The sequence below is a fragment of the Candidatus Ulvibacter alkanivorans genome (assembly GCF_003333325.1).
In the GTDB taxonomy this organism is placed as follows: Bacteria; Bacteroidota; Bacteroidia; order Flavobacteriales; family Flavobacteriaceae; genus Ulvibacter_A; species Ulvibacter_A alkanivorans.
Genome location: NZ_QOLC01000082.1, coordinates 23,377 through 46,101 on the forward strand (window position 1 = coordinate 23,377; position 22,725 = coordinate 46,101).

At 40.6% G+C, this 22,725-nt stretch carries 26 protein-coding genes; 5 read left to right on the plus strand and 21 right to left on the minus strand.

Annotated features, from left to right (window positions below):
- Positions 1-152: 152 nt before the first annotated feature.
- The 4 genes from der to DWA30_RS07920 form a co-directional block, all read right to left on the minus strand.
- A complete protein-coding gene (gene der / locus DWA30_RS07905; protein ID WP_114492102.1) occupies positions 153-1,457 on the minus strand; it encodes a ribosome biogenesis GTPase Der in 1,305 nt (434 codons plus the stop codon).
- A 218-nt stretch (positions 1,458-1,675) separates the two neighbouring features.
- The gene (gene era, locus DWA30_RS07910; RefSeq protein ID WP_114492000.1) at positions 1,676-2,557 is read right to left on the minus strand and encodes a GTPase Era; all 882 of its coding nucleotides are present in this window, start codon (positions 2,555-2,557) and stop codon (positions 1,676-1,678) included.
- Between the two features lie 129 nt (positions 2,558-2,686).
- Positions 2,687-3,349 carry an HAD family hydrolase gene (locus DWA30_RS07915; protein ID WP_114492001.1) on the minus strand — a complete coding sequence of 221 codons (663 nt, stop codon included), beginning with the start codon at positions 3,347-3,349 and terminating at the stop codon, positions 2,687-2,689.
- Between the two features lie 6 nt (positions 3,350-3,355).
- A complete protein-coding gene (locus DWA30_RS07920) occupies positions 3,356-4,606 on the minus strand; it encodes a cation:proton antiporter (protein ID WP_114492002.1) in 1,251 nt (416 codons plus the stop codon).
- A 162-nt stretch (positions 4,607-4,768) separates the two neighbouring features.
- Here DWA30_RS07920 and DWA30_RS07925 point away from each other — a divergent pair, with 162 nt between their 5' ends.
- Positions 4,769-5,065: a hypothetical protein gene (locus DWA30_RS07925; protein ID WP_114492003.1), complete on the plus strand. Its 297-nt coding sequence runs from the start codon at positions 4,769-4,771 to the stop codon at positions 5,063-5,065.
- Positions 5,066-5,068: 3 nt separating this feature from the next.
- Positions 5,069-6,424: an oxygen-independent coproporphyrinogen III oxidase gene (gene hemN / locus DWA30_RS07930; protein WP_114492004.1), complete on the plus strand. Its 1,356-nt coding sequence runs from the start codon at positions 5,069-5,071 to the stop codon at positions 6,422-6,424.
- Positions 6,425-6,488: 64 nt separating this feature from the next.
- Here hemN and DWA30_RS07935 read toward each other — a convergent pair whose 3' ends face one another.
- The 12 genes from DWA30_RS07935 to DWA30_RS07995 form a co-directional block, all read right to left on the minus strand.
- Positions 6,489-6,668: a hypothetical protein gene (locus DWA30_RS07935; RefSeq protein ID WP_114492005.1), complete on the minus strand. Its 180-nt coding sequence runs from the start codon at positions 6,666-6,668 to the stop codon at positions 6,489-6,491.
- On the minus strand, positions 6,668-6,835 hold the full coding sequence (locus DWA30_RS13310) for a hypothetical protein (RefSeq protein WP_168421754.1): 168 nt from the start codon (positions 6,833-6,835) through the stop codon (positions 6,668-6,670). Before DWA30_RS13310 ends, DWA30_RS07935 begins: the two co-directional genes overlap by 1 nt.
- A gap of 29 nt (positions 6,836-6,864) precedes the next feature.
- Positions 6,865-7,572 carry a sulfite exporter TauE/SafE family protein gene (locus DWA30_RS07945; protein ID WP_114492007.1) on the minus strand — a complete coding sequence of 236 codons (708 nt, stop codon included), beginning with the start codon at positions 7,570-7,572 and terminating at the stop codon, positions 6,865-6,867.
- Positions 7,573-7,574: 2 nt separating this feature from the next.
- Positions 7,575-8,021, minus strand: a complete 447-nt coding sequence (locus tag DWA30_RS07950) for a FixH family protein (RefSeq protein ID WP_114492008.1) — start codon at positions 8,019-8,021, stop codon at positions 7,575-7,577.
- Between the two features lie 278 nt (positions 8,022-8,299).
- Positions 8,300-9,721: a cytochrome c oxidase accessory protein CcoG gene (gene ccoG / locus DWA30_RS07955; RefSeq protein ID WP_114492009.1), complete on the minus strand. Its 1,422-nt coding sequence runs from the start codon at positions 9,719-9,721 to the stop codon at positions 8,300-8,302.
- 22 nt (positions 9,722-9,743) lie between these two features.
- Positions 9,744-10,121, minus strand: a complete 378-nt coding sequence (locus tag DWA30_RS07960; protein WP_114492010.1) for a group III truncated hemoglobin — start codon at positions 10,119-10,121, stop codon at positions 9,744-9,746.
- 1 nt (position 10,122) lies between these two features.
- Positions 10,123-10,419: a cupin domain-containing protein gene (locus DWA30_RS07965; protein WP_114492011.1), complete on the minus strand. Its 297-nt coding sequence runs from the start codon at positions 10,417-10,419 to the stop codon at positions 10,123-10,125.
- 63 nt (positions 10,420-10,482) lie between these two features.
- On the minus strand, positions 10,483-11,466 hold the full coding sequence (locus DWA30_RS07970; protein WP_114492012.1) for a cbb3-type cytochrome c oxidase N-terminal domain-containing protein: 984 nt from the start codon (positions 11,464-11,466) through the stop codon (positions 10,483-10,485).
- On the minus strand, positions 11,463-11,651 hold the full coding sequence (locus tag DWA30_RS07975; protein WP_114492013.1) for a CcoQ/FixQ family Cbb3-type cytochrome c oxidase assembly chaperone: 189 nt from the start codon (positions 11,649-11,651) through the stop codon (positions 11,463-11,465). The genes DWA30_RS07970 and DWA30_RS07975 overlap by 4 nt, the downstream gene beginning before the upstream one ends.
- A 2-nt stretch (positions 11,652-11,653) precedes the next feature.
- Complete coding sequence (gene ccoN, locus DWA30_RS07980; protein ID WP_114492014.1) at positions 11,654-13,858, minus strand: cytochrome-c oxidase, cbb3-type subunit I; 2,205 nt, start codon at positions 13,856-13,858, stop codon at positions 11,654-11,656.
- A gap of 9 nt (positions 13,859-13,867) precedes the next feature.
- The gene (gene ccoS, locus DWA30_RS07985) at positions 13,868-14,068 is read right to left on the minus strand and encodes a cbb3-type cytochrome oxidase assembly protein CcoS (RefSeq protein ID WP_114492015.1); all 201 of its coding nucleotides are present in this window, start codon (positions 14,066-14,068) and stop codon (positions 13,868-13,870) included.
- A gap of 384 nt (positions 14,069-14,452) precedes the next feature.
- On the minus strand, positions 14,453-16,852 hold the full coding sequence (locus DWA30_RS07995; RefSeq protein ID WP_114492017.1) for a heavy metal translocating P-type ATPase: 2,400 nt from the start codon (positions 16,850-16,852) through the stop codon (positions 14,453-14,455).
- A gap of 120 nt (positions 16,853-16,972) precedes the next feature.
- Between DWA30_RS07995 and DWA30_RS08000 the strand changes: the two genes are divergently transcribed.
- The gene (locus tag DWA30_RS08000; protein ID WP_245933883.1) at positions 16,973-17,230 is read left to right on the plus strand and encodes a hypothetical protein; all 258 of its coding nucleotides are present in this window, start codon (positions 16,973-16,975) and stop codon (positions 17,228-17,230) included.
- A gap of 44 nt (positions 17,231-17,274) precedes the next feature.
- Complete coding sequence (locus DWA30_RS08005; protein ID WP_114492018.1) at positions 17,275-17,976, plus strand: Crp/Fnr family transcriptional regulator; 702 nt, start codon at positions 17,275-17,277, stop codon at positions 17,974-17,976.
- A 44-nt stretch (positions 17,977-18,020) separates the two neighbouring features.
- Here the strand turns inward: DWA30_RS08005 and DWA30_RS08010 are convergent, their stop codons facing one another.
- From DWA30_RS08010 to DWA30_RS08020, 3 genes are all read right to left on the minus strand, one after another.
- Positions 18,021-19,298 carry an acetyl-CoA hydrolase/transferase family protein gene (locus DWA30_RS08010; protein WP_114492019.1) on the minus strand — a complete coding sequence of 426 codons (1,278 nt, stop codon included), beginning with the start codon at positions 19,296-19,298 and terminating at the stop codon, positions 18,021-18,023.
- Positions 19,299-19,305: 7 nt separating this feature from the next.
- Positions 19,306-19,905, minus strand: a complete 600-nt coding sequence (gene pdxH / locus DWA30_RS08015; RefSeq protein WP_114492020.1) for a pyridoxamine 5'-phosphate oxidase — start codon at positions 19,903-19,905, stop codon at positions 19,306-19,308.
- Between the two features lie 107 nt (positions 19,906-20,012).
- The gene (locus tag DWA30_RS08020; protein WP_114492021.1) at positions 20,013-20,852 is read right to left on the minus strand and encodes a universal stress protein; all 840 of its coding nucleotides are present in this window, start codon (positions 20,850-20,852) and stop codon (positions 20,013-20,015) included.
- 151 nt (positions 20,853-21,003) lie between these two features.
- Between DWA30_RS08020 and DWA30_RS08025 the strand changes: the two genes are divergently transcribed.
- The gene (locus DWA30_RS08025) at positions 21,004-21,270 is read left to right on the plus strand and encodes a Rossmann-fold NAD(P)-binding domain-containing protein (protein ID WP_114492022.1); all 267 of its coding nucleotides are present in this window, start codon (positions 21,004-21,006) and stop codon (positions 21,268-21,270) included.
- Between the two features lie 110 nt (positions 21,271-21,380).
- Here the strand turns inward: DWA30_RS08025 and ric are convergent, their stop codons facing one another.
- The gene (gene ric / locus DWA30_RS08030; protein ID WP_114492023.1) at positions 21,381-22,124 is read right to left on the minus strand and encodes an iron-sulfur cluster repair di-iron protein; all 744 of its coding nucleotides are present in this window, start codon (positions 22,122-22,124) and stop codon (positions 21,381-21,383) included.
- A 32-nt stretch (positions 22,125-22,156) separates the two neighbouring features.
- On the minus strand, positions 22,157-22,591 hold the full coding sequence (locus DWA30_RS08035) for an RrF2 family transcriptional regulator (protein ID WP_114492024.1): 435 nt from the start codon (positions 22,589-22,591) through the stop codon (positions 22,157-22,159).
- Positions 22,592-22,725 lie beyond the last annotated feature (134 nt).

Here is a 22,725-nt window from a genome sequence, read left to right on the forward strand (position 1 = left end):
CGAGTAATTAGTTTACGTCACTACAATGAATTTTCTTAACACATTCTTAACGTTTTGTAGGTACAACTGTTCTGGTCAAATGAATAGTCCACGCTCGAGTTGAAAAATCATAGCACGGTTAAGAAATCCCGCTTATTGAGGTATGGATTGTGCTATTTCTTCCGAATATAAATAGTAATTGGTACACCCGTAAAATCGAAATGATCTCTTAGTTTATTTTCTAGGAAGCGTTTATACGGTTCTTTTACATACTGCGGAAGGTTGGCAAAGAACGCAAAACTTGGATAAGGCGTTGGCAATTGCGTACAGAACTTGATCTTGACGTATTTCCCTTTGTACTGTGGCGGCGGATACGCCTGAATTATAGGAAGCATGGTGTCGTTCAACAGACTGGTCTTTACTTTCTTGCTTCGGTTCTTGTACACATCTACGGCCGTTTCTATGGCTTTAAAGATTCGTTGCTTGGTATGTGCCGACATAAACACTATGGGAACATCGGTGTAGGGTTCGCATTGCTTTTTAATGTATTTCTCAAATTCTTTTACGCTGTGATTGTCTTTTTCAACCAAGTCCCATTTGTTGGCCAAGATGACCACTCCCTTATTGTTGCGATGTGCCAACCAAAAAATATTTTGCACTTGACCGTCGAATCCGCGGGTCGCATCGAATACCAAGATCACCACGTCACAGTGTTCTATGGCCCGAACACTACGCATGACCGAGTAAAACTCAAGATCTTCTTTTACTTTGCTTTTTTTGCGGATCCCGGCAGTGTCTACCAAGTTAAATTCGAAACCGAAGCGATTGTATCTAGTGTCGATACTGTCTCTGGTGGTTCCTGCGACATCGGTTACGATATAGCGATCTTCGCCTATAAGCGCATTGATAAATGATGACTTCCCCGCATTTGGGCGCCCAACCACAGCAAATCGGGGTAGTGTCTCCTCTTCACGTTCAGTTTCTTCGGGTAATGCTTGAATGAGGTCGTCCAACAGTTCGCCCGAGCCACTACCACTAATACTGGAAATGTTATAATACTTTTCAAAACCAAGCGAATAGAATTCGACCGCATCGTTAACGCGGGTGGCACTATCTACTTTATTTACCGCTAAAAATACCGGCTTGTTGGTCTTTCGAAGCAATTTGGCTACATCTTCGTCCATTCCAGTGACTCCGCTTTCTACATCGACCATAAAGATGATGGCATCTGCCTCATCGATCGCAAGTTCTACTTGTTTATCGATCTCGGCTTCGAAGATATCGTCGCTTCCTTTTACATATCCTCCTGTATCGATTAACGAAAATTTTCGTCCGTTCCAATCGCTTTTACCGTAGTGACGATCGCGTGTCACGCCACTCACTGCATCCACGATCGCCTCCCGGCGTTGGATCAATCGGTTAAAAAAAGTGGATTTCCCTACATTGGGACGACCTACAATGGCTACAATGCTCATAATGCGTGTGGTTATTTGGTATGCAAAAGTACTATTTTTAAGTGATGTTGCATATGGTGAAGTAAGATGATTTAAAGGAAGTTGCGTTAGGTATTGACGCGGCATCCTTTTTGGGCTTCGGCGAGTGCGATTATAATCTAAAGAAGACGGTACTCTGCCCAAAAAGATATAGCAGAAAGACCGGCGCGCCTCCAGCCTTGGAGGCGCGCAACGCCCATCTCTTAATTGTTGTAACCGAAACGACGCAATTGCCTGTCGTTACTGCGCCAGTTCTTATTTACCTTTACGTACAATTCGAGGTGTACTTGTTTGCCAAAGAACTTCTCCAGGTCCTTTCGCGCTTCGATCCCGACCCGTTTGATCGCAGCTCCTTTATGACCAATAATGATCCCTTTTTGTGTCTCGCGTTCGACCATAATGACGCTGCGCATACGGATGATGTCCTCTTCTTCGAAGAATTCTTCGGTCTCTATTTCTACGGAATACGGAATTTCCTTTTTGTAGTGCATCAAGATCTTTTCGCGAATGGCCTCATTTACAAAAAAGCGTTCGGGTTTGTCGGTTAGTTGGTCTTTGGGATAAAACGGAGGCGATTCGGGTAGTAGTTCGATGATGCGATTGAACACTTCGGCCACCCCAAAATTTTGAAGGGCAGAAATGGCAAAAATCTCGGCATTTGGCACTTTCTCTTGCCACATGGTAACGGCCTCTTGTAATTTTTCTTCGTTGCCTTTATCGATCTTGTTGATAAGCAAAAGTACCGGGATCTTAGCGTTTGTGATCTTGTTAAAGAAGGCTTCGTCCTTGAGGTCTTTTTCGCCTAACTCGACCAAATAGAGCAACACATCGGCATCTTCGAAAGCCGATTTTACGAAATCCATCATGCTTTCCTGAAGCTGATAGGCAGGTTTTATAATGCCCGGTGTATCGCTAAGCAATACTTGAAAATTCTCACCATTTACGATCCCTAGGATGCGGTGTCGCGTAGTTTGCGCTTTGGAAGTAATGATGGAAAGGCGTTCGCCTACGAAGGCGTTCATCAAGGTGCTTTTCCCGACATTTGGATTCCCGATGATATTTACAAAACCAGCTTTGTGCGACATAGTATACTTTTTAGCAAAGATATTTGATATAAAGTTAGTAGCTGTGTATTTACGCCACTTTTAGAAAGATTTAGCAGTTGCCCATTAATAGAAAATAGTGTGGATCAAATTAAAAAATAAAGGGTCGTGCTACGATGTGAATTCGGTTGAGATCTTCTCAAATTCAATTTCAGAAAAATCGCTGATTACTTTATCGGCCAAGGTATACTCTTGGTTTTTAGAATGTGTGCTTTTATAGGCAACGCAGTAGATACCGGCTGCTTTAGCGGCCTTAATTCCGTTGGTTGCATCTTCGATGACCATACATTGCGATCTGTTAGCACCGGCAATGGCGGCGGCCTTTTGAAAGATCTCCGGATGCGGTTTCGATTGTTTTAGATCGGCACCACTCACTTTGCCCTTAAAATAGGGATTGAGTTGAAAGCGTTCAAAGATACGTTCTATGTTGGGCATGGAGGCCGAGGATGCCAATACCAATGTGAGATCGTTCTTCTTGTAATTCTTTATCAATTCTAATACACCCGGCAGCAATTGCAAGCTTGTATCGGTATCGAACAACTGTTTAAAATGTTTTCTTTTCTTGGCCACTAGTGTTTCGGGGGCTTCGGAAAGTGAATAGCGGTCGCAAAGATCGCGACAAATTGTAATGGTTGACTGACCGGTATAACTGTTGTACAAGGATTGTGACACTGTTATACCCACTTCGTCGAACATTTGAAAATAGGCTTTTTTGTGTAGTGGTTCGGTGTCGACTATCACACCGTCCATATCGAATAAAACAGCTTTTAGCATAGTAAATTATAAGGGTTCTTCAGTTTGTACTTTTTTAACCAGCGAACTCACGGTAAGGCCTTGTACCAAAATAGAGAACACCACGACGATATAGGTAATTACCAAAAAGAGATCGCGATGCATTTCTTGAGTAAGTCCTAATGCGAGTGCAATTGAAATTCCGCCCCGCAAGCCACCCCAGGTCATAATGAGGTTGGTCTTGGGCACAAAATTGAGTTTTTCTTTAAAGAAGTTGATAGGCAACAACAAGGAGGTATATCGACAGGCCAACACGATAGGAATAGCGAGCAGCCCAACAAGAATATAATTTCCTTGAAAGGTAAGCACCAACATTTCCATACCAATTAATACAAAAAGGATGGTGTTTAGTAAGATATCGATCAGTTCCCAGAACTTATCGACATAGGTCTCGGTGACTTCAGACATGGTCGAGGCGCGAACTGTGTCGTTTCCTACGAACAGTCCGGCGGCCACCATAGCCAAAGGTGCAGACAGATGTAAATATTGTGCCAGCACTGTTCCACCCATAACGGCTGCCAAGGTGATGATCACTTCTATGTCGTAATCGTCTATAGACTTCATGAGTCGATAGGTGATCCATCCCAGAATGAGTCCTAGGAGCAATCCGCCAATCACTTCTTGACCAAACAGTGTAACCACATCTAAAGCGGTAACACTATCGCTTCCGCGTCGTGCTATTTCAAAAATAGTGAGGAAGATCACCACGCCCACTCCGTCGTTGAACAAGGATTCACCTACGATCTTAGTTTCTAATTTCTTCGGAACTCCGGCTTTTTTTAAGATGCCCAATACCGCGATTGGGTCGGTGGGAGAAATGAGTGCCCCAAATAACAAACAATAGATATACGCTACTTCCAATCCTAAAAGTGGCAACAGCACATACATGGCAGTTCCTACCAAAAAGGTGGACACTAATACGCCTAAGGTCGCAAAGACCAAGACTGGAGCACGTTGGATTTTTAGCTGTTCAAAATTGGTATGCAGTGCACCGGCAAACAATAGAAAACTCAACATTATATCGAGCAATACGCTTTTAAAGTCGATCTGAGTAATGATGAATCGTTCTGCATTTAACAAGGTGTCATCTACATAACTAATCGCGAAGATCACTAAGGTGAACAAGATGGTGATAAACATTAATCCGATGGTATTGGGCAGTTTTAGGAATCGGACATTGATATAACCGAAAATGGCGGCTAGAACGACCAAGATTGAAATGATTACAAAATAATCCATGTAGCGGTCAAGGGTTTTGGCTAAGATAGTAGTTTAAATGGAAATTGCATGGTTAACGGGCTCTAGTCATTTTTCAGAAAAAAAGAGGGGAACTGACAAAAGTCATATTCTCCACCGAGTGTGCATTTTACCTTTACGGTGTACAAATTTAAATACTGAACTATGAATACTTTATATGCAAAAATCGACTCAGACTGGAACGAACATTTTATAGGCTATTCTGCTTTAGCCATCATACTTTCAACCTGTGTAGGCTCTATGGCGGTAATGACCACGCTTATGCAAGGGAACGGAATCGCACAAATGTTCCAATTGTTCTTGGTAGTGGCTGCCTGCAGCGCGCATAACGCATCCATATTAACTGTTCAAAAGCCATCACTTGTTTTAAAACTGCTTATTTTAAGTTTAGTTACAAGTATCGTAGTCATGGGTACGGCAGCAATATATTTTATGGTCTAAGGAATGAATAGATTAGTTGCAAAGTACAATGTTCCCGGGCCTCGATATACGAGCTATCCTACGGTACCCTATTGGGACTCGGCCACCTATTCTGCCAATAAATGGAAAGCAAGTCTACAACGAGGTACGAACAATGCTTCGGAAGGGATAAGTGTCTATATTCATCTCCCGTTTTGTGAAAGTATGTGCACCTTTTGTGGTTGCACCAAACGCATCACAAAGAATCATCTCGTAGAGCGACCTTATATTAAGGCGTTGTTAAAGGAGTTTAAGATGTATCGACAAATATTGGGTTACCCACCCCTTATTCAACAATTGCATTTAGGCGGTGGTACACCGACATTCTTTTCGGCCGAAAACCTGGAAATGCTTATCGTTGGTCTGTTCGAAATTGGTATAGCAGCCAAAGAGTGTGAATTTAGTTTTGAAGGACATCCCAATAATACCACTCGAGAACACTTGGAGAAACTTCACAACTATGGATTTACTCGTGTGTGCTACGGGGTTCAAGATTATAATGAAACCGTACAACGAGCCATTAATCGTATACAACCTTTTGAGCACGTGGAACGTGCAACTAACGTTGCTCGTGAAGCAGGGTACACCTCTGTAGGGCATGATATTATATACGGTTTGCCATTTCAGACCAAAGAACACGTAATTCACACGGTTCAACAAACCATAGCACTTAAACCGGATCGCATCGCGTTTTACAGCTATGCTCATGTTCCATGGATCAAAGGGAATGGGCAACGTGGCTATAGTGAAGATAACTTACCTACGGCCCAGCAAAAGCGTGTTCAGTACGAGATTGGAAAGCAACTATTACTGGAAAGTGGCTATGTAGAAATTGGAATGGATCATTTTTCGCTCAAAACAGACGAGCTTTTTAAAGCCCAACAAAACAACACCTTGCACCGTAATTTCATGGGGTATACTGCTTCAAAAACAAACAGTATGATCGGATTGGGAGTTTCGGCTATTGGCGATAGTTGGTACGGCTTTTCACAGAATGTAAAAACCCTAGGAGACTATTACGAGATGTTGAGAAATGATCGCTTACCGCTAATGCGTGGTCATATACTTTCCGAAGAAGATCTTATTATTCGACAGCATATACGTAACCTGATGTGTGCGTTTAAGACCTCTTGGGAAACGCCGGAAATGAAAGTATTGGAAATAGATCAAATACGGGAACAACTTTCAGAAATGGAAGCAGACGGTTTGGTGAATTTGTACGAAGACGGATTAGCTATAACCGAAAAGGGAAAGCCATTTGTACGAAACGTATGCCTTCCATTCGATCTTAGATTGCAACGCAATAAGCCTGAAACAAAGCTGTTTTCAATGACCGTCTAGTGTTGCTTCAAGCTAGACAATTCGAAAATCTGTTTAGACCTTTATCGGACTAAACAGATTTTCTTTATTGCCTTTTTTCTTGCTCGTTATCGCGAAGTTGCTTGTTTCGTTGTTTGCGCTTTTTACCTTGTTTAATTTTAATGATCAAAAAGACAAGGATGGCAATTACTACGATACCGTATAAACTGTATTCCAGCCATCCGCCTATCCATCTTGATTCTTGAAGTAATGTTATTGTGTTCATTATGAAGATTGTTTAGTGTTCTCAGAATTAGTAGTTGGCGGCGGTGCGTCTTTGGTCCTTGTAAGGTTGTAGATAACCAATACCAGTACCACGCACACTACAGCAAAAACACCAATTATAAAGGTGCCCATTCCCCAATCCACTAGGGGTAAGTAAAGTGATTTCATACTATATAAAGATTTAAATTCATTAAACGTTAGTGACATTCCTGTTCTGAAGAAACTTGTTCTACAGCTACCAAATTAGATGGCGAGACATACGGAATTCCAAGGCCGAGGCCACGAACAATAAACAACATACCTATTACCACAACTGCCACAGGGATTGCTCGCACCAAGTAGTTTTTTATCCTTGCATTCAAAAAATTCCCTAAATAGGTCGCTGTGGTCATTAAGGGTATGGTACCAAGTCCAAAGAAGAACATATACAAGCTCCCTTCTAGCGCACTGCCACTGGCAATACTCCCAAACACCGCCATATACACGAGTCCACATGGTAAAAAACCATTTAAAAACCCAATTGTAAAAAAACTGTCTAATGTTTTCCTTTTTAATTCTGCCCCTAGCGCCGACTTCACCTTCGAAACCCATCGGTAGGCAAATCGCGAACCATTATAACGGGCCATTAATTTTGTTGGGATCAAAATCACCAACACCATTAAAACGCCTACCGTGATCGACAGCCATTGCTGAAGTCCAAAAAGCTGCAACCGCTGCCCAACCAAACCAAACAACAACCCAAGTATCCCATAGGTAAGCAATCTACCACTGTGATAACTCGTTATTTGAAGCACACGTCGTAGCGAACTACTACGGTGTACGGGTAACATAAAAGCAATAGGCCCGCACATTCCTACACAGTGAAAACTGCCTAGCAATCCAAATATGAGGGCGGTTAACAGCATGTTTAATAGGTTATTTGTTTTTCGAACCGATATTGCTTCCCTTCGTACTCCCAATCTACAGTAATGTTCCAGCGACCATCTAACAAACGGTTGTCAGGTATGAGCAAATTAGGATCTGTTAGCTTCAAGGGAAGTTGAAAATCCAGTTGCTTGTTAGACGGTCTGTATAGGAACACATTTCCTTTTATCTTTTCGGGATTAAATGCTTCGGGAAACTGAAGCAAATAACCCATATCTGTCTTTATTCCTGTTATTTGTTTTTCCATAGCTGCGGTATTCTGCTTTGCATAAATAGTTGCTTGTAATTCCATTTCTTTTTGATAGTAGGACTCGGTCACAAGATCGTGTTCTAACGTATTCTCTGTGGTCATTCGATACACAAAAAATAAAATGAACCCAATAAAAAACACCATTCCTAATACCAATCCTGTACCCCAATTAATTTTCATATCCTTCTGTTTTACTATGGTTATTTTTTTTGATAACATCCTCCTGTAGCTTCATTTTATCGATCATCAATTTTGTCTTACAGACTGGATTCGTTCCCGGCTTTCCCAATTGGCAGCCATTACAACAGTCATTCTTAGTTTGGTTAGTCATCTATTTCCATTTTTTTTTGGCGGGCCCTCGCTTATCGCTCGGCCGGGCTATTCGTTTCAAGTCCGCGCTCGACGCTCGCTGTGGGCTTTTCACTGCTATCCCTGCCCGAGACCAATTACTTTATTTATTAGTTAAAACTTCGCGGCCCTAAAAAAGCTGTTCGTGTTGTTTCAATTTGGACTTGATCACTATATACTCCAATTACTACCTTGTCCTTGTCTCCACTTAGCGCTGCAGCAGGCACTTCAATAAAAAGGGTACCTTCAGCCAATCCGCCGGCGGGTACTGTAAAAGTCTCATGACCCACAACGTCTATCTTGCCCGTGTGGGATAGTAATTTAAAAGTTACAGATTCAATGTCGTTATTGGTTTTATTTACCACCTTGTAGGTATACACATTACTAATTACAGCATCTGCCTTACGTTCGTACAATTGTCCTGGTAGTCGCAAAATATCAGCTTCCACATCATTTCGTAAAAACAACATCCCAACTAACACTGCAGTGAGTATGCCTAATACGACAGTATAGCCTTTAAGTCTAGGTGTAAACTGAAACTTGGTCTTCTTCTCAATGTTCTCTTCGCTGGCATAACGTATCAATCCTTTGGGAAGATCGACCGCTTCCATAATCGTATTACATGCGTCGATACAAGCCGTACAATTTACACACTCCAATTGTGTTCCATTGCGAATGTCTATACCCGTAGGACATACATGAACGCATTGAAAACAATCAATACAGTCTCCTTTTCCGCTTGCCGCACGATCCTCTTTCTTATTAAATTTAGCGCGTCCTTTTTCCTTTTCACCTCGCTTGTGGTCGTATGTTACCACCACCGATTTTGTATCTAACAATACCCCTTGTAACCTTCCATAGGGACAAACAATGATACAAACCTGCTCTCTAAACCAAGCAAACACAAAATAGAACACTCCTGTAAAAATAATGAGGGAGATCAGTGTACTTAGGTGCTCAAATGGCCCATCGGTGATGTATTGTAATAAGCGGTCACTTCCAATTAAATAGGCCAAGAACACATTCGCAATTAAAAAGGAAATCACAAAAAACACAAACCACTTCAAAGAACGTTTTAATATTTTTTCTTTGTTCCACGGCATCTTGGCCAACCGCATTTGCTTTCCACGATCGCCCTCTATCCAGTATTCTATACGACGAAAGACCATTTCCATAAAAATGGTTTGGGGACACACCCATCCGCAAAAGAGTCGTCCAAATGCCACAGTAAACAAGATCACGAACACAACGCCTGTAAGCATCATCATCACGAAAATGTAAAAGTCTTGTGGCCAAAACGGAAATCCGAAAATATTGAACCTTCGTTCCAACACATTAAACAGCAAGAACTGATGTCCGTTAACTTTTACAAAGGGAGCTGCAAACAAAAACAGCAAGAGAAAATAGCTTACGTATTTCCGGTATTCATACCATTTTCCAACAGGCTTTTTAGGATATACCCAAGCTCGTTTACCTTCTTCATTGAGGGTTCCAATCGTGTCCCTAAAATTATCTCTACCCTGCTCTGCCATTTCCCTGTTTGTCTAATTAGCGCTATTGTGCACTATTTTCAATTTTATACAACATCAAGCCCGCAATGCTCTTACCGCGTTGTTTCGCATCCTCGGCAATGGGTCCTTCAAAATGTTCATCGATGGTTTCGGCCCAAAGAGTTAACCATTGATCAAAATGCTTAGATTCCATGGTCGTTTTTCGGCTTAATTCAATATGTGTAAGCATTGGGTTTCCTTTAAACGACATCTTACCCAGTAAGACAGTTTCCCAAAACTGATACATCTTCGGCAGATGAACGATCCAATTTACAGCAGCCACTTCAGTAAAGATGTATCCAATGGTAGGATCCTTCTTAACCTTGTCGTAAAAACTATTTACGAGTTTTTCTATATCGGCTCTTTCGGTTATATCTTTCATCTCACTTAGCTAATAATAATAAAAACACGGCATCCTCTATAGCCACGACACTATGCGATACTTTCTTAGGAATGTCATAGATGTCTAATTGCGCAAAACGATAACTAGAAGTTTCCGTATTATAATCGATCTCACCTTGCATCACGATAAGCTTTGCTCCCGAAGGTGCCATGTGTTCCTTTAATACAACCCCTTGTTTTAGACCTATGACCAAGAGTTTTGTTCCGTTCTTATCATAGATCTTTTTAAGAACAGGTGTTTCACTTGATTGTAATGAGTCTGCTACTTCCTTTATCATTTTCGAGTCTGTTTATACGGCTGTAATGTGTAGGACTTCCTAAACCGACAACCATTTCTTCATTTAATTGATACTGTCTTTTACAACATTTCCGGTTACTGGTTGGTCTTCTAGAATCACCTCTACCGATGTGCTATCAATGATCTTTACTTGTGCCTCTTCGACAGCTGCGTTTTCATCCACCCATATTTCTCCTTCGGGTTCTTTGGCATCGGCCGGATTGGTTCCGTGCAAACTAAGGACGTAACTCGCCACTTGCGCCATTTCCGAAGGTTTTAGATCGGTTTTCCAGGCTACCATTCCTTTCCCATCACGTCCTCCTTCAGAAATTGTATTAAAAACATTTTTAATTCCTCCACCTAAGATCCAATAGTCATCGGTTAGGTTGGGCCCAATTCCACCGCCACCACTTTCCTTATGACAAGCAATACAATTACCGGCGAAAATAGCTTCTCCTGCTTTTATATCTGAGGCATCAGTAAGCAACTCTACTGTGTTAACGTCTATTAGATCTTTGGCTGTTCTTTTATATTCTTCTATTTCGGCCTTCGCTTCTGCAATCGCAATTTCAAATTCCTCTTCTTGAGTAAGTCCGTCAAAAACATGATAGCGGGCCATATACACTACCGCAAAGATTATAGTGGCATAAAAACCATACACCCACCACGGTGGTAGTTTATTATCTAATTCCCGTATCCCGTCGTAATTGTGATCTAACACGATCTCTCCTTCTTCTTCGAGTGATTTGCTACCAACCAATTTTTTATAGGTTTCCTTTATCCATGAAAAGCGCTGTTCTTTAGCTTGGATACGATTGGCATCATATTTTAGCTGTTCTTCCGGTTTTAACGATTTGTATAAAATACTTCGCAGGGCTTCAACACAGATCTCGCCGGCAATATAGAACAGCAAGAGGACACCATAAACAGCCCAAAGCCAAGGTTGTTCAATAAATACAGAAGTTTCACCTGTTGTGCCTATCCAGTTTAAGAAAAAGTATCCTACGATACTAAAAACCAGTATTCTTAAAATTCCAGATGTTCTCATAATTGTTCCTCGTTTTTATTAATGTCCAATGGCAGGCTACTTACTTCTTCGATGTGCGCTTTTTTTGCGGTTACTACCCACCAGAATAGCGCAACAAAGAAGAAGAAGAAAATGAGCAAGGAGATTATAGGATAGATCTCTACGCCATCAATATTTTCAAGATTTCCTTTAATATATTTCAACATAACTATTGATTTGTATTGGTGGTTACTTCTTCTTTAGTTTTGATCTTTATATCGGTCCCCAATCGCTGTAAGTAGGCGATGAGAGCGACAACTTCACGATTTCTCATTTCGACAAAGTCCAACCCGTTTTCTTCTGCATATTTTTTGTCGGCCTCATACGCGGTCACAAAGTCCGGATCTGTATACAGATTCTGTTCTATTTGAGCACCTTGTTCTAGCATCCATTGTTGTGCGCGTTCAATTTCTTCGGAAGTATAGGGCACACCTAAGGAGACCATAGCTTCCATTTTAGCTTCCGTCATACTTTTATCTAACTCATCGGTAATAAGCCATTTATAAGACGGCATTATCGATCCAGATGACGTACTCTGAGGGTCGTAGAAGTGATTTAAATGCCAGTTATCACTGTATTTGCCTCCAACCCGGAACAGATCAGGGCCTGTGCGTTTACTACCCCATAAAAAGGGATGATCGTACACATACTCTCCCGATTTCGAATATTCACCATATCGTTCTACCTCACTTCTAAATGGTCGTACCATTTGTGAGTGACACGACACACAGCTTTCCCTAATGTAGATATCCCTTCCTTCCAATTCCAATGGAGTATATGGCTTCACGGTAGAAATAACAGGCACATAATCATCTACCATTAAGGAAGGTATGATTTGTACCATCCCACCAATTAAGATAGCGATGGTAGCATAAATCGTTAATTTTACCGGACGTCTTTCCAGCCAAGTGTGGTACCCTTCTTTGGCGGTACGTTTTTTAGTTACGCGTTGTAAGGGTGTCGCTTCAGCTAATTCATCACTTACCTTAGATCCTTGACGTACCGTTTTTACGATATTGTACAACATGATGAACGACCCTAGAATAAATAAGCTACCACCAATGGCACGCATCCAATACATTGGAATTATCTCATTAAGTGTTTCCATGAAATTTCCGTATGTAAGGGTCCCATCGGGGTTAAATTGTTTCCACATAGACGCCTGCACAAAGCCTGCAACATACATTGGCAACGCATACATAATAATACCTAGTGTCCCTACCCAAAAGTGGACATTGGCCAATTTAGTAGACCAGAGCTTGGTTTTGAATAGGCGTGGCACTAGCCAATAGATCATACCAAAAGTTAAGAATCCATTCCAGCCTAATGCACCAACGTGTACGTGCGCAATAACCCAGTCGCTAAAGTGCGCAATTGCATTTACGTTTTTAAGAGACAACATTGGTCCTTCAAAAGTTGCCATACCATAACAAGTAATTGCAACCACCATAAACTTCAATACAGGATCGGTACGCACCTTATCCCACGCACCTCTTAGCGTAAGTAATCCGTTGATCATTCCTCCCCACGACGGCGCGATAAGCATAATCGAAAATGCGACACCAAGATTTTGTGCCCAATCGGGTAAAGCAGAATATAGCAAATGGTGTGGTCCTGCCCAGATATAAATAAAAATTAACGACCAAAAATGCACGATCGACAAGCGGTAAGAATATACCGGCCTGTTGGCTGCCTTAGGAACAAAATAATACATAAGCCCTAAGAAGGGTGTGGTGAGAAAGAATGCCACAGCATTATGACCGTACCACCACTGCACCAGCGCATCTTGTACTCCCGCATATACCGAATAGCTCTTAAGAGCACTTACAGGCAGTTCAATACTGTTTACGATATGTAAGACAGCAACAGTTACAAAGGTTCCCAGATAGAACCAAATAGCAACGTATAAATGACGCTGTCGTCTTTTAAGAATCGTCCCTATTAAGTTAGCGCCAAAGGCCACCCAAATAACAGCAATTGCAATATCGAATGGCCATTCTAATTCGGCGTATTCCTTAGAAGTGGTATAGCCTAATGGAAGCGTAATAGCAGCCCCTACAATAATAGCTTGCCACCCCCAAAAGTTAAGATTGCTCAACCAATCCTTCCACATTCTAGCTTTGAGCAATCGCTGCGTAGAGTAATATACCCCAGCGAATATAGCGTTACCTACAAAAGCAAAGATCACCGCATTGGTATGCAAGGGACGCAATCGACCAAAACTTAGCCAAGAAATACCATCGGTGAGGTTTGGAAATAAAAACATAAAAGCGAGCAATAGGCCCACGCTCATTCCAATGATGCCCCAAAATATGGTGGCATTCACAAACTTTTTAACGATCTTATTGTCGTAGTAAAATTGTTCTGTTTGCATATTCTATTATTACTGGTTTAAATTTGTTTCGGTTGTTGTGGACTGCTTTTTATTGCTTGAATCTTGTACTAATTCATCTTCAAAAAGCATCCTTACAGATGGTGTATAAGTATCATCGTATTGTCCTTTTTTAACCGAAAAGACAAATGCAACAAAAAATATTATGGCGACGATCACACTAACCGTGATCAATAAATAAATGATACTCATACCTACCTGAATTCTCAACAAAACTACTATGGGTCATTCGCCTAAAAGATGACTTTTGTCAGTTTTGATTTAATAATTACTTCTGTTTAAATTAATCCGTTAATTGCCCAACTTCTAAGCAACTAAATAACGATACTTAGACGTACATATACAGTCCTACAAGCGCTAACGATTGCTTAACATGCACTAGCTCATCGGCAACTTTAACCTTAGAATTTGTTCTAACTAATTGCTCCAATCGGTGCGTTCTTTGGGTTAGTTGTTCATACTTATTTCTAAAATAGTTGCGCATTAAAGAGCATTCGCAGCAAGTATGCTGCATAGATATTTCTTTAAGCTTGTGGGCTTCAATTGACAATCGTCCAGTTTCTTGCATCATCATATCTAAGTCTGATTTAGTGTTAATTTTTTTCCAATTATGTGTGTTATTACGGTGGTGAACACCACTATACTTATTGAGCTTAATGGCATTAAAATAGCTGCTACCACAGGGGCAAGGTTTCCCGTGACTGCAAACCCCAATCCAATCAAGTTGTAAAACAATGAAAACAGAAAGGCGTATTTAATGGTCTTGGTGCCCTTTCGAGCGAGGCTTAGAAAGGTAGGGATCGACCTAAAGCGACTGGCGTCAAGAATTCCATCGCAAGCCGGTGAAAATACATTGACATTTTCGGAGACTGAAATCCCAACATTACTTTGCGCCAATGCGCCCGCATCGTTAAGTCCATCGCCAACCATTAACACCTTTTTACCACTAGCTTGTAACTGCTCGATATACCTCAGCTTATCGGAAGGGGATTGATTGAAATACAGCTTCGTACCCGATGGTGCTATATTAGTTAAGTGTGCTCGTTCACCATCGTTATCACCCGATAGGATCACTATTTCGGCTGTAGATCGAAGATTATTGAATACCGCTTCAACACCGGAGCGATACTCGGTATAAAACAAATAACAACCGCGATAGCCTTTATCGGTACTAATATGAACCGCGGTTTTTTCCGAAGAAACAATACTCTTAGCCTCAGAAGTCACAAAATCCAACGAGCCAATTTTAATTTGCCTATTCTTTAGGGTTCCTGTCATCCCATATCCAACAGCTTCAGAAAAATCATCTAACGTTTCAATGTTGTTCTTGTCCAATAATGCATACAATGATCTACTTAATGGATGATTGGAAGCACGCAGTGTACTGGTTAGCAATAATTTTTCAGCATTCGTTAGCGCGATTCCCTCATAAGTGATCACATTTTTGGTATTTGTAGTGAGTGTGCCAGTTTTATCGAATACAACCGTATCTATGTGAGCCATTTGCTCGATTACCGAAGAATCCTTTATATACAGTTTGTGTTTACCAAATATGCGCAGCAGGTTGCCCAAAGTAAACGGTGCTGCCAAGGCAATAGCACACGGACAGGCTACTATAAGAACTGCAGTAAATACGGTAAGTGCCATTGAAGCATCCACAAATAGCCAATAAACAGTGGCTACTAAAGCGATGAGCAATAATGATACAGTAAATCGTTTGCTAATACCATCGGTTAGGTTTTCAAACGATGTTTGTTTGTTTTTGCTAAACACCTCATTAGACCATAGTTGGGTGAGGTAACTTTGTGCGACAGGTTTTAAGACCTCGACTTCTATTAGACCGGCCTGTTGCCGTCCACCTGCATAGAGTTTTTCTCCAGATTGCTTGACAATAGGCTCGGCCTCCCCCGTAACAAAACTATAATCTATAAGTGCCGAACCTGACACTAGAATCCCATCGACAGGCAACAATTCACCGTTCCGAATAAGGATATGATCCCCTTTATTTATTTCTTGAACCTGAGTTTGTTCTTCTTTGTTGTCGCCAAATTCATTTCTTACTATTCTTGTAACTGCAATTGGAAAATACGACTTATAATCACGTTCGAACGATAAGAAAGCGTAGGTTTTCTGCTGAAAGAACTTTCCTAACAATAAAAAGAAGACCAGACCTGCTAAACTATCGAGAAAACCGGTGCCCAAGTCCATGATGATTTCAACAGCAGATCTTAGAAATAACACAGCCACTCCAATGGCAATTGGCACGTCGATATTAAGCATCTTAGAGCGAATTCCTTTATAGGCCGAAATAAAATAATCTTGTGCAGAGTAGCACACAACAGGTACCGCAAAAGCGAACATTAGCCAGCGAAACAAATGTTTAAAACGATCCAACCAAAATTCGTTTACTTCAAAATATTCCGGAAACGACAAGAACATAATGTTTCCAAATGCAAAACCGGCAACGCCTAACTTATACAATAAACTTCGGTCTGTTTCAGCGGTTTGCTTATTAGCATCATCTAAAGAAATATACGGTTCGTAGCCTATTCGGGCTAACAATTCTACCAGTTCACGTAAACAAATTTCTTGATTCGCATAAGTGATGCGTACTGTTTTCTTCGGAAAGTTTACTTGTGCTGATTTAACAGCCGGATTTAGCTTATTGATATTTTCTAATACCCAAATGCAAGAGCTACAGTGAATTGTTGGTATTAGTAAGGAAACCACTTGGACTCCCTGTGCATCGAACTCTATAAGACTAGCTACAATCTGTTCATTTTCAAGAAAATCGAATTTTCCTTCGTTCGAAACAGGCGAGATGCCCGGCGTGCGTTCCATTTCGTAATAGTAAGACAGGTCATTGTCGTTTAGAATATCGAAAACAGTCTTACAACCGTAACAACAAAACGATTTTTGTTGATGTTCCACCACTATTGCAGTACATGGATCACCACAATGGAAACATGTGGACATACCTATCTAAATTTGCTCATTATACCTGAAGCAAAAGTAGTTGGCGACATTAGGGTAAAAAATGACTTTTGTTAGTCTATTGATTATTTGTGATTCTCTTAATACAAATTATCGCTATAAATGCTTAATTTAAAAGCAAAACAGCTCATGAAACTTTCTGGGGTATCACTATTGTACATAACAACCTTTCTGCTAATAACGGTTGTTATTTTTGTGTGGATGGACCTGGGCTTTAACTGGGTTTTCTACACCATTTGTATTGGGCAGTTGGTATTAGTGGTTACTGTTATTCAAATTCTGAAGGATGATTATACCACGACCAAGACCTTCGAAGATTTTTATGAAGATCATCCAATAGGAAATATCAAAAATCAATAGTAAAAAAATTTGTCTTATAAATATTAATTACCTTTGCCTTCGGTATGAGCAAACACGAAAATAGTCGATGTGAAAATTGCATTATTCGACAAATGAACAGCTTCAAAGCGTTGAAGAAAGAGGAGCTTAAGCAGATGTCGGATAGTAAAGAAACAAAGGTCATCAAAAAAGGAGAAGCTATCTTTCGAGAAGGAGAGCGTCTTAACGGCGTGTTTTGTGTGCGAAATGGGATAAGTAAACTATCTAAGATGAGTGATAACGGTAGAGACCAGATAGTTAAAATCGCTACCAAGGGAGAAGTATTAGGGCAGCGTTCTGTAATTGCTTCGGAAGCCACGAATCTAAGTGCAACTGCACTTGAAGATATGGAGGTTTGTTTTATACCAAAAACTCATATAGAAGAAAGCCTGCAAAATAACGCAACATTTACCAATGCCGTGCTTAAGCACATGGCACAGGATCTAAAATTTGCCGACGATGTTATCGTAAATATGGCGCAAAAGAGCGTAAAGCAACGATTAGCAGAAGTGTTACTGTACTTAGACGAGCATTTTGGTCAAGACGAAGACGGCTTCTTATACTTACAGCTAAGTCGAGCCGACATCGCCGATGTAGTTGGCACAGCCACCGAATTATTAATTCGAACATTGACCAAATTAAAAAAAGAGGAAATTGTTCACACCAGTGGTAAACGTATTAAATTGATCGACAAAAAAGCACTCTACAATATCGTTGAGGGTCTTTAGCTACTTTCACCAAACACAAAGTTTTAAAAACTCCTCACTTCAGCTTAGAATTGTAAGCCTCCAAATCGTTTAAATGCATCTTCAGAGAGTTGCTCTCTAAAGTCGGGATGCGCAATGTCTATAAGCGCTTTCGCACGTTGTTTTAAATTTTTCCCAAAGAGGTTGGCAACACCATATTCGGTCACAACATAGTGTACATGTGCTCTGGTCGTTGTTACTCCGGCACCTTGATTCAAGAATGGAGTAATCTTGGAAATCCCTTTTGCTGTAGTGGAAGTCATGGCAAAAATAGGCTTCCCTCCCTTAGATAAAGAAGCGCCACGTATAAAATCCATCTGACCTCCTACCCCGCTGTATTGTCGACCGCCAATAGTATCTGCACAAACTTGTCCTGTTAGGTCTATCTCAATAGCACTATTAATAGCAGTCACTTTGGGATTTCTTCGAATAATAGCAGTATCGTTGGTATAAGCAGCCTCTTTAAAATGAACAATTGGATTATCATCTACAAAATCGTATAATTCTTGACTCCCAATAGCGAAACAGGTTACAATCTTTCCATGTTTTACAATTTTATGCTCGCCGGTAATAACACCTTTTTGGACCAACGGTAGTATACCGTCCGAGAACATCTCGGTATGAATTCCTAATCCCTTATGGTCCCTAAGATTGGCTAATACCGCATTCGGAATATTACCAATTCCCATTTGCAGTGTAGCTCCGTTATCTATCAAATTTGCGACGTTCTTTCCTATTTGTTTTTCTGTTTCTGAAAGTGGATTGGTTTCGGTCACCTTCATTTTTACATCGCAATGTACCGCTATATCGATCTTAGAACTGTGAATAATGCCATCGCCATGAGTCCTCGGTATATTGGGGTTCACTTGCGCAATGATGCGCTTAGCTTTTTCTACAGCCGGTAGGGTGATGTCCACCGAAGTCCCTAAAGAACAGTACCCATGGGCATCAGGCTCGGACACCTGAATAAAAGCCGCATCCAATGGAAGTATGTCTTGACGAAAAAGATGATGGATCTCGCTTAAAAAAATGGGCATATAATCTCCATTCGATCCATTAACCGAACTGCGAATATTACTACCCACAAAGAAACTGTTCACTTTAAACGATTTGTTATAAGGCGCTTGTGTATAACGAGCATTTCCTTCGGTATGGGCTTGACATATTTCTACCTGCTCCAATTCTTTATAACGTTCGCAAAGGGCATTTATTAAAAGTACGGGTGTCATTGCAGCACCTTGAAAAAAAATGCGGTCTCCAGATTGTATGTTTTGCACTGCCTCTTTAATATCTGTATATCTCATAGTTGGATTAAAATGTATTCGTGTTATAATTAATTTGTAAATCCCAATCGTATTCGTTTATTAGATGGTATTTGTATGTCTTTGTATAGGTTTCAAATTTTTCAGTAAAAACAAGAGAAGAAGGTCGTACAAGATATCCACCCCAAAATTTGGGTCGCGGAATTTCCTCTGTTGCATCAAATTTTTTCACAGTGTTTTCAAATTGAAGCTCTAAAGCTTTTCTGGAAATAACTTCACTGCTTTGCCTCGAAGCCCATGCTCCTATTTGACTCGCTCTTGGTCGTAAAGCAAAATAAGCATCCGATACCGATTCATCTAATCTCAAGGCCGTTGCGGAAATTTGAACCCTTCGGTGGGAGTTCACCCAATTAAACAACATCCCTACCGCCGAATTTGCCGCAATAGCCTTGGCTTTCTCACTGTTGTAATTGGTGTAAAAAATAAAACCCTCCCAAGTGTATTTTTTAAGCAGTACCATGCGGTTTCTTGGATAGCCATCTTCACCTATGGTGGCAAGCCACATCGCATTGGGTTCTCTCTCATCAAAACTCCGGTCGGCTTCGAAAAACCAACGGTGAAAATGTTGCATTGGGTTGTGTTCGGTCATAGTCTTTGTGTTGATCGATACCGATAAACGTTGACGATGTATGCTAGTATCATGCTACCCGTTTTCAGAATAAAACAGAATTCACGTAAAGGTTTTGTTGCTATTCACTAAATTTTAAAGGTGACCACAGGGAGAATGGAATGATTGGCGATATCTTCAGAAATACTGCCTTTTAACAAATGGGCAAGTCCTTTTCGTCCGTGTGTTGGTATTGCAATAATATCGGCATCTATTAATTGGCTATACGAGAAAATACCTTCTTCCACGCTGTAGTCGCTAATAACCGTAACATCTCGTACACGCTCGGTTGGATTTGAATATCCTGCGCCTTCAAAAAAATGGAAAAGTATGGCATCGATCTCTTGACTACTCTTAAAGTTTCTACCGGGTGTATTTACGTAAACAAGATTCATTCTTGCCTCAAAGCGATTAAAAAAGTCTTTGGCATTTTTATAGGCTTCGATGTTTTCTTCGGAAAAATTGGAAGCGAATACGCCGGAGTCCATATTAAAATTCGATATAAATTGTTTGATCACCAACACAGGCACTTCCGAAGAACGTACAACCTTTTCGGTATTAGACCCTATCAACACCTCTTCTAATCCACTACTGCCGTGTGAACTCATCACAATTAAGCTTGCATTATGCTCTTTTGCAACGTCATTAATCTCGCTAAAGTTGCGGTATTTCTTGACCGCTTGACTCACCGATACGTCACTTAGGTACGGCTTGTCTAAAAATTCGGCGAATTGTTTTTCTGCGAGTTTTACATAATACACAGATTCTAATGCTGAATTTGCTTGTGCTTTGGTTAACAATCCGTCGGTAATTCCTGCCATATGGATCACAAGAATAGCGGCATTGTTCTTTTTGGCGATACACGCCGCTGTGCGTAAAGCATTTTCAGAATGCAATGAAAAATCGGTTGGAACTACTATTGTTTTCATAAATATATCGGTTTAAGTATAGCACAAAAGTAGGACGCTGTATCCGTTTAAAACATGATTTAAGTCAGTAGCACGAAAAAATCTCGCAACTGACTTTTGTCATGCTTAGCTAGCCAAACCCACCTTACTTTTGACCTTAAATAACGAGTATATGACGGCTGTTCTAAAACTAAGCAACTTGACAAGTGAGGTCTGTGCTATAGATCTTGCCACGCTTGCAGCAAGTTCGCCGGGAATCTCCCATCCTCGTATCGACATTTCACACGAGACATTGACCGTAGAGTGTTTGTCGCATAATGCCCTTATGGGGCTTTATGCCAGTCTGCTTCGTCATGGGTTTTCTGTAGAGAATTTTAACACCTTACCAGAACTTGACCCTGATCTCCCACAAAAAATTGCTCCTACTGAGGATCTTTAACCGGTCGCTTATAAAACAAGAGCTACTTACTAAAAACATCAAGGCCGCTCCTCTTGCAGGAACGGCCTTTCAACCCGTGGTGTTAGTATATAATCACTAATCAATACATACTAAGCATTCACGTTTGGTTCACCACTAAGTTGTTGTTCCAGTTCAAGTGCTTTGGGAAACAAAATATTATTTTCAAGATGGATATGCAGATGTAGATCCTTTTCAAATTCCTCAAGCATAGCAAAGGTCACTTGGTAAGTGTTGCATGCATCTTGAGGTGGTGTATACGTATTCGTCAATTTTTTTATTGTTCTGAAAATTTGACCCGCCTTGTCGTGTTCGTGCTCCATCATTGAAATTGGATTCTGAACGGTGCCAAAATGAGCAGCTTCTAATGGATGTTCTAAATTTGATTGCTGTGCCATCTCCTTAATACGAGGAAACAAAACCAACTCTTCTTTTTTCATATGTAGAGTTAGTTCTTCGGAAACTTCCTCAAATAAATTGTAAATTTTGAACAGCTCCGGATGCCGGTTGCCATGCACCTTACACAATTTCGATAAATATTGGAGTATTATAGGGAGCTTACTCGCTACATAGGTATGATGTGTTTTTTCGATATAGCTGGCAAGCAGATCTAAAGGCCAAGTATTAAAAGCATGGGTAGTACCATCTCCCTGTTGGGTCAAACCATTTAATTTGAGTACTATCTCGTCGACCGCTATATTTTTCTTTTTACAGACCTCAATTAAAGGTCTATTTCCTCGGCAACAAAAGTCGATTCCATATTCGGTAAAGACGGCTGCCGTTCTAAAGTCTTCGGCAACAAATTGCCCAATTTCCTTTTTTTGTAATAGTTCCATAGTGTATAGGTTTAAGGATAATTAATTTCTCATTATAGTTTTAAATGTGTTGAACCACGTTCAACACCTTGTATCAACTTTTCTAACGTTGAAGTTTCAAGCATTTTTTTTAGTTCACTTCTCACATTATGATATTTAAAATGAAGCGGACAAGGTGTTCCTTCATCACAGACCCCTAATCCTAATCCGCAGGAACGAAAAATCGCAGGGCCATCGATAATTTCAACGATATGAGCGAGGGTTGTGGTCTTCATTTTTTCGTCTGTTATTTCAAACCCTCCATGTGGTCCTTTTACCGAAGTTACCACAGCTGCTTTAACGAGCTGTTGTAAGATCTTCGCTGTAAAAGATACCGGACTATCGATTTCTTTCGCGATATCTGAAATAATAACACGTTCTCCTCCATGCGATTTCACAGCGACATAAAGTAAAGCACGAATTCCATATTCACAGGCCTTTGAGAACATTCGATTAGGTTCAAAAATACAGTACAAAGTAAAAGAGATAAAATTGTCCGAAATATGACAAAAGTCATCTTTTGCTTTGATTCCCTCCCATAGCTTTGTAGCGTCAGAAGGATGGTCCTTTTGATCATTACTAA